The organism is Streptomyces sp. MBT53 (genome assembly GCF_016654115.1).
In the GTDB taxonomy this organism is placed as follows: Bacteria; Actinomycetota; Actinomycetes; order Streptomycetales; family Streptomycetaceae; genus Streptomyces.
The window spans coordinates 20,592-27,523 of the sequence record NZ_JAEQAZ010000206.1 but is presented as its reverse complement, the minus strand read 5'-3'; the positions used below and the strand labels follow the sequence as shown (position 1 = coordinate 27,523).

Sequence of the window (6,932 nt, the reverse complement as noted above, 5' to 3'; positions counted from 1 at the left end):
GCGAGGCGACCCCGCCGCCGCGGGTGTGTGGTGCGGGGACACCGTGCTGATGACGCTCTCCGCGGCCGGGGTCGCCTCGCTGCTGCAGGCCAATGCCCTGCTGTTCGGGATCGTGAAGTACGCGGGGGCCGGGTATCTGACCTGGCTGGCGTTCGGGATGCTGCGGGCCGCGTGGGCGATGTGGCGGACCCGGAAGGAGCGGGCGGCCATGGAGGCGGCTCCCGCCGCGGAGGCCGCCGACGAGCGGCCGTACCGGCGTGCCTTCGTCGTCAGTCTCTTCAACCCGAAGGCGATTCTGTTCTTCGTCGCCTTCTTCGTGCAGTTCGTCGACCCGGGGTACGCCTACCCCGCCCTGTCGTTCGTCGTGCTCGGTGCCTTCGCGCAGCTGGCGAGCTTCCTCTACCTCAGTGCGCTGATCTTCGGCGGGACCCGGCTGGCGGCGGCCTTCCGGCGGCGCAGGCGGCTCGCGGCGGGGGCGACCTCGGCGGCGGGCGCGCTGTTCCTGGGGTTCGCGGTGAAGCTGTCGCTGGCCAGCTCGGTCTAGCCGGGGCCCTGGCCGGTTCCGGCTAGCGGAGGCCGTGGCGCTCCGCGTACTCCGCGAGGCCGTCCTCCGTGGTGCCCGCCCAGCCGACGTAGCCGTCGGGGCGGACCAGGAAGAGGCCGGTGCCGTAGGTCCGCACGGCGGGGCCCTCCACGACGTGTACCGCGTCACCGACGGCCGTCGGGGGCTTGGTGTCCAGGGCCAGCAGGGTCCAGTGCGGGCCGCGGAAGGCGTCGAAGAGACGGACGCCGTCGACCGTGCGGTCCGGGGCGCGGTCGCCCGCCCGCAGTGCGTCCTCGGGCAGGTCCGTGCGGGTGTCCACCGCGAGTGAGCGGCCGCGGTAGCCGAGGGCGAGCTGCTGGGTGGCCTTGCCGCGTTCCAACTCCCCGCGGTGGACCTGGGTGGAGATGCCGAGCATGTCGGCGGCGTTGGGCAGCCGCTCCTCCTCGTAGGTGTCGAGGAGGGACTCGGGGGCGCCCTCGCGCAGCACCGCGCCGAGCTTCCAGCCGAGGTTGTAGGCGTCCTGGACGCTGGTGTTGAGGCCCTGTCCGCCGGCCGGCGAGTGGACGTGCGCCGCGTCCCCGGCGAGGAAGACCCGCCCGGCGCGGAAGCGGTCGGCGAGCGCTGCGCGCGGCTGGAAGTTGGAGGCCCAGCGGAGTTCCGTCACGTCCTCGGGGACGAGGTGGGTGCGGGCGGCCACGGTCCCGCGGACGCCGTCGAGCGAGAGGTCGACGGCGGTGCCCTCCGGGAACTGGGCGATGACCTGGAAGTCCTCGGTGCCGGCCAGCGGGAAGATCGCGAGGAAGCCGACGTCCCCGTGCGGCGGGAAGACGTGCACGTTGTCGCGGTCGAGGCCGGTGACGCGGACGTCCGCGACCAGCATCGGGTGGGGGTCGACGGTCTCGCCGGTCATGCCGATGCCCAGGGTCCGGCGGACGAGCGAGCGACCGCCGTCGGCGGCCACGAGGTACTTCGCGCGGACCGCCGTACCGGAGGCGAACTCGACGGTCACACCGTCCTGGTCCTGGGTGAAGCCGGTGACCTCCCGTCCGAAGGCCACCGTCCCGCCCAGCTCGGTCAGCCGGGCGGACAGGATCTCCTGGGTGCGCCACTGCGGCACCATCCACGGGGTGCCGTACGGGGTGTCGGGATCCGTCTCGGACGGCTCGAACATCCGGTGCTCGCCGACCTTCCGGCCGTCCTTCCAGACCGCGCCGGTCGGGTAGGCGCCGCCCTTCGCGAGGACCGCGTCGATCACGCCGAGGTCGTCGAAGACCTCCATCGTGCGCGGCTGGATCCCCTTGCCGCGCGAGCCGGGGAAGAGCGCGTCCGCCTTCTCCACGACCGGTGCGGCCACCCCGCGCCGGGCCAGGTCGATGCCGAGGGCGAGGCCCGTCGGGCCGGCGCCGACGATCAGTACATCCACGTGTTCCGTCATGATCCGATCTCCTTAACGCTGTTAAGTGGCTTCGGACATCAGGGTGCCCTTAACGCCGTTAAGCTGTCAAGCTGTCGAGCGTGAGTACGGAACGACGCATCCCCCTCGACCGCAAACGGGTCGCCGACACCGCCCTGAAGGTGCTGAACGAGGTCGGCCTCGACGGGCTGTCCCTGCGCGCCATCGCCAAGGAACTGGACGTCAAGGCGCCCGCCCTGTACTGGCACTTCAAGGACAAACAGGCGCTGCTCGACGAGATGGCCACGGAGATCTACCGCCGGATGGTCGCCGACGCCCCGCTCACGCCCGAGGACACCTGGCAGGAACTGCTGCTGAAGTCCAACCGGGGCCTGCGCTCCGCACTGCTCGGCTACCGCGACGGCGCCAAGGTCTTCAGCGGCTCACGCTTCACCGGCACCCTGCACGCCGTGCAGATGGAACACACCCTGCGCCTGTTCACGGAGGCCGGCTTCACCCTCGCCCAGGCGGTCCGCGCGACCTCGACGTCGTACCTCTACACGATCGGTTTCGTCAGCGAGGAGCAGGGCGTCCAGCCCCTGCCGGACGAGCGCCGCGAGGGCTACGACATGGACGAACGCGCCCGCGTGATGGCCGACTTCCCCCTCACGGCCGCGGCGGGCACGGAGATCTTCCAGGACTACGGCCGGCACTTCGAGGAAGGGCTCGACCTGGTGCTCGCGGGCATCGAGGCCCGCTACGGACTGGGCGCGGAAAAAGGTTCCCGGACGGTGCGGTGACCGTCCGGGAACCCATTCAATGCGAGGCCGAATCCGTGTCGCTACGACTCAGCAGTGGTCGGTGGAGGTCGCGTACCAGCCGCCCCATGTGTTGGTCGCGTAGTCGTCGTAGTTGCAGTAGTAGTTTCCGGTGGACGTGATGAGGGTGCGACACCGAAACACTCGTCCGGCCCGTACGCCCAGTCCACGACGCTGGTGCCGTACTCGTTCAGGTCGCCCGTGTAGCCGCGGCCGCCGGGGAGGCGGACAGGGCGATCGCGCCGCCTGTTTCGGCTGTTCGGATTTTCTGTGGTCGGTCAAGGTCGTGCCGTGGACAACACCGTGCATTCCCGAAAGGTCTCCCGGAAGAATGCGCAGGAAAAGGACGAGAAAAGCCCGCCGCGGCCGACAAGGAGATGTCGGCCGCGGCGGGCGCGGGGTTTTCCGTGCTTTTTGAATGGTCCGCGGTCAGCTGCGTGGTGTCGACAGCAGTGAGCGCAGTTTTGGTGTCAGCCGGTTCTCGACGACCCTGTTCAGGGCGTAGGCCAGCAGCAGCATGGTGAAGACGGTGAGCACGATGGTCGCGTACGACGGGATGCCCAGGTCTCGGTGGTAGGTCTTGATGACGACCCAGCCCAGGTGTTCGTGGACGAGGTAGAAGGGGTACGTCAGCGCCCCGGCGACCGTCAGCCAGCGCCAGTTCGCCCAGCGGAGCCAGCCCAGCGCGATCGCGGCGACCGCGACATAGCCGAAGGTGACGACCAGGATGATGCCCCAGGCGGAGCGGTTGGAGAACGCCGTGTCGTTGGGCGTGTGCCACAGCCGGGCCACCGCGTAGTGCTGGCCGATCAGCCAGCTGACGGCGACGATGCCCCAGGCGTAGGCGTCCTTGCGGTCGCGGTGCACGAGGTAGAGGCCGACGCCGCCGATGAAGTACGGCGCGTACTCGGGCATCAGGATGATGTCGAGCAGCGGCGACTTCGCGCCCTGGGTGATCGCCGCGGCCAGCGTCCAGCCCGCGCAGAACATGATCACGCGCCGCCGGTTCGCGCCGGGCAGCACGACGCACAGGGCGAACAGGGCGTAGAAGCGGATCTCCGCCCACAGCGTCCAGCACACGCCGAGCACCCGGTCGACGCCGAGCGGCATCTGCAGCATGGTCAGGTTGACCAGGACGTCGCTCGGCGCGGCGGCCTTGTACGCCACCATCGGCAGCGCGAAGACGCCGGTGATGATGAGGATCGCCGCCCAGTACGCGGGCAGCAGCCGGGAGGCGCGGGAGGCGAAGAAGGAGCGCAGCGGGCGGCCCCAGCCGCTCATGCAGATGACGAAGCCGCTGATCACGAAGAACACCTGCACGCCGAGGCAGCCGTACGAGAACAGCGAGTGCAGGGTGGGGAACTGGTGTCTGGGCGAGGTGCCCCACGCCTGGACGACCTCGCCGTCACGGCCGCCGTAGTGGTAGGCCGCCACCATCAGCGCGGCGACCAGGCGCAGCCCGTCGAGGGCGCGGAGGCGGGTCTCCCGGCGCTTGGGCGGCTGCGGCGGCTCGGCCGGCGGCAGCTCCTCGACGGTCGGCGGCAGTTCGGCGCCGACCACGGTGCCCGTCGGGTTTTCCCGCGTGTCCGCGGGCGTGTCGATCACAAGGTTCCCCTAGGAATGGCTGTGCTGGATCACAGCACACTAGTCCGACATCCGGGCGGGTTTGCGCTCCGGCCGCGACCCTTCGTCACCCCGTCCGCGGCCGTTCACCCAGGCTTCGCCTGCGCGTACCCAACCTTGTCGCGTCCTCGCCACAACCGGTGTGTAGGGGCCGGGACAAGGCGGCGGACCGGCCCCTGGGGAGCCGGCCCGCCGGTGTGTCGTACGTACGCCCCGCGTCAGCGGCTCACGCCCCGCTTCAGCAGCCGGGCCCGCCGGGCGACCCGGCGCACGGTCGCGTTGCGCGGGATGAACGCGAGCTGGGCCGGTACCGCGCCGGGCAGCGCCAGTGAGGTGAGGCGCTTGCGCTTGAAGTAGCGCCAGCTGTGCCCGTTGAGCCGCCGGGTCAGGTAGGCCTCGGCGGCCGGGCGCAGGTTCGGGTAGATCTTCGGCTGCATCGCGTAACCGACGGCCCGTACCAGCTCGTTGAGCACCGTCACGGCCATGCCCTCGCGCTGCTCGGTGACCGCCGCCTTGTCGGTCAGCTCGGGCACCAGCGCGTCGACGATCGTCACCGGCACCCGGTTGCTGTTCTCGTACGGCGTCAGCCGGTCCAGCAGCGTCGACGTGCCGATGCGGGCGACCGGCAGGCCGTAGAGCGCGCTCGCGGTGAGCAGTGCGGTGGAGAAGCAGCCGACGACCAGGACCGGCCGCAGCCGCTGGTAGAGAACCTCGGCGAGGACCGGGGTGTCGAGGACCGTGAGCTCGGCGCCGAGCTTCTCCGCCTCCTGCTCCAGTGCGCGCGACCAGCGGGCCGGCGCGGAGGGGTGCGGCTTGAACACCACACGTGTGTGGCCGAGTTGGACCACGCCCTTGAGCATCCGGACGTGCAGTTCCTCTTCCTCCTCGGCGGTGAGGATGTCGAGCGCGGAGAGGTACTGGCCGAGCAGCAGGGCGGGTTCGTCGGGCAGCGGGGGCAACTCGTCGGCGGTGTCGCCGAGTTCGGCCAGCACCTTGACGAAGGCGTCGGTCGGGACGATCTCCGGCTCGACGCCGAACTCGGTGAGCAGCAGCGGGGTGAGGCCCGGGACCAGGTCGAGGTGGAGCAGCCGGTCCACCCGGGTGCCGACCAGCGGGTCGATCTTGTTGCGGGTCGGGCCGTAGCTCATCAGGCCGTCGGCGTAGACGGTGACGGGGGCGCCGGTGAAGATCTGGCAGACGCCGAGCGCCGGGTTGACCTGGATCGACTCGACGACCAGTTCCACCTCGTCGTCGCCGAGGTTCCACAGGAGCCGCAGATGGCGCTCCCACAGCGGGACGTCGTCGAGCCGGGGGGTCCAACCGCCGGGGTGGAAGGGGGAGATGGTCTCGTTCCACGACAGCACGTCGTCGAAGCGTTCCCGCAGCCGCTCGAAACCGGGGGCCTCGTCGAAGCCGGGGGTGGTCTCGGGGGTCGCCGCGTTGTTGCAGACCAGGAGGATGCGCCGGTCGGCGGGGCGGAAGCAGTCGGAGTCGAGGGCGGCGGCCAGGGTGGCGTTGCCGTACAGGGTCGACGCCAGGAAGATCTGGGTTCTCACGCGGCGGCCCCCGCGGCGGCGGGACGGCGGCGCAGTCGGCGCAGCCTCGTCGCGCGCTGGATGTCCATGGAGTCGAGCGCCTCGTCCACCACGTCCTGTGGCATGCGTCGCAGGGCGACGGCGCTCATCGACTTCAGTTTTCTCGCCACCGCCGGCTCGAACCTTTCGATGGATCCCAGATGATGGGAAATGATTGCGCAATATGTACGGACGGCCTTGGGGAGCAGTTTGTCCGCGTCCCGGTCCTGTGCGGTTTCCTCGATGACCTGGTTGAACGCGCGAATGAAATCGAGCTGGCGGACATCCCCGATCTGGGTCAGGGAGGAGGCGACCCCGCGCCGGTAGAAGACACCGAGCAGGCTCACCGCGGCGAACGATTCCGCCTCCCGGTGCAGCTTCCAGATCCACGGCCGGTCCTCGGCCGTGCGCAGCCCGTCGGTGAAGTGGAGCAGGCCGCGGTCGACCAGCCGGCGGTGGTAGATGCCCGCCCAGGCGTACGCGTAGTCGACGGAGGTGGACCGGTCGGCGGGCAGGATCGCCTCGCGCGGATTCATCACGACGCCGCGTCTGCCGTGCGGCAGCCGCTGGATGGTGCGGGCCCGCGCGGTGCACTGGACATGGTCCGTGCGCACGAAGTCGCAGCCCAACTCCTCAATGGCGTCCACCAGTTGGGGGTAGTAGCCGGGGGCGAGCCAGTCGTCCCCGTCGAGGAACGTCAGATACTCCCCCCGGGCCTTGTCGATCCCGGTGTTGCGCGCGGTCGCCAGTCCTCCGTTCTTCTCGTGTCTGACATACACCGCGCCTGGCAACTCGCGCTCCGCGCGCGCGAGAATGTCGGGTGTCCCGTCGCGCGAGCAGTCGTCGACGAGAATGAATTCGAAGTCCGCGCGCGCGTTCGCCCGCAGGCTCCTGAGCGTGTCGGGTGCGTATTGCTGCACGTTGTAGAACGGCACGATGACGGAGAGCTTGACCACGGGAGTGACGTTAGGCGGCGGCCC

The 6,932-nt window shown here is 70.2% G+C and carries 6 protein-coding genes; 2 read left to right on the top strand and 4 right to left on the bottom strand.

The window, feature by feature from the left end:
• Positions 1–544: leucine efflux protein LeuE (gene leuE, locus JHN45_RS43370; protein ID WP_201054834.1), on the top strand; the 544-nt coding region annotated here is incomplete at its 5' end.
• 22 nt (positions 545–566) lie between these two features.
• Here the strand turns inward: leuE and JHN45_RS43365 are convergent.
• Positions 567–1,979: an FAD-dependent oxidoreductase gene (locus JHN45_RS43365; RefSeq protein WP_201054833.1), complete on the bottom strand. Its 1,413-nt coding sequence runs from the start codon at positions 1,977–1,979 to the stop codon at positions 567–569.
• A gap of 80 nt (positions 1,980–2,059) precedes the next feature.
• Here JHN45_RS43365 and JHN45_RS43360 point away from each other — a divergent pair, with 80 nt between their 5' ends.
• Complete coding sequence (locus tag JHN45_RS43360; RefSeq protein ID WP_200712814.1) at positions 2,060–2,737, top strand: TetR/AcrR family transcriptional regulator C-terminal domain-containing protein; 678 nt, start codon at positions 2,060–2,062, stop codon at positions 2,735–2,737.
• Positions 2,738–3,184: 447 nt separating this feature from the next.
• Here the strand turns inward: JHN45_RS43360 and JHN45_RS43355 are convergent, their stop codons facing one another.
• The 3 genes from JHN45_RS43355 to JHN45_RS43345 form a co-directional block, all read right to left on the bottom strand.
• On the bottom strand, positions 3,185–4,360 hold the full coding sequence (locus JHN45_RS43355) for an acyltransferase (RefSeq protein WP_200712813.1): 1,176 nt from the start codon (positions 4,358–4,360) through the stop codon (positions 3,185–3,187).
• A gap of 236 nt (positions 4,361–4,596) precedes the next feature.
• Positions 4,597–5,934 (bottom strand): polysialyltransferase family glycosyltransferase, encoded by a 1,338-nt coding sequence (locus JHN45_RS43350; protein WP_201054832.1) that lies wholly within the window; start codon positions 5,932–5,934, stop codon positions 4,597–4,599.
• Positions 5,931–6,908 (bottom strand): glycosyltransferase family 2 protein, encoded by a 978-nt coding sequence (locus JHN45_RS43345; protein WP_200712812.1) that lies wholly within the window; start codon positions 6,906–6,908, stop codon positions 5,931–5,933. Before JHN45_RS43345 ends, JHN45_RS43350 begins: the two co-directional genes overlap by 4 nt.
• Positions 6,909–6,932: the final 24 nt, after the last annotated feature.

What these genes read in the sequence shown, in the direction of transcription:
- JHN45_RS43365 (WP_201054833.1), bottom strand. Translation starts at nt 1,979, where the DNA reads ATGACGGAACACGTGGATGTACTGATCGTCGGCGCCGGCCCGACGGGC.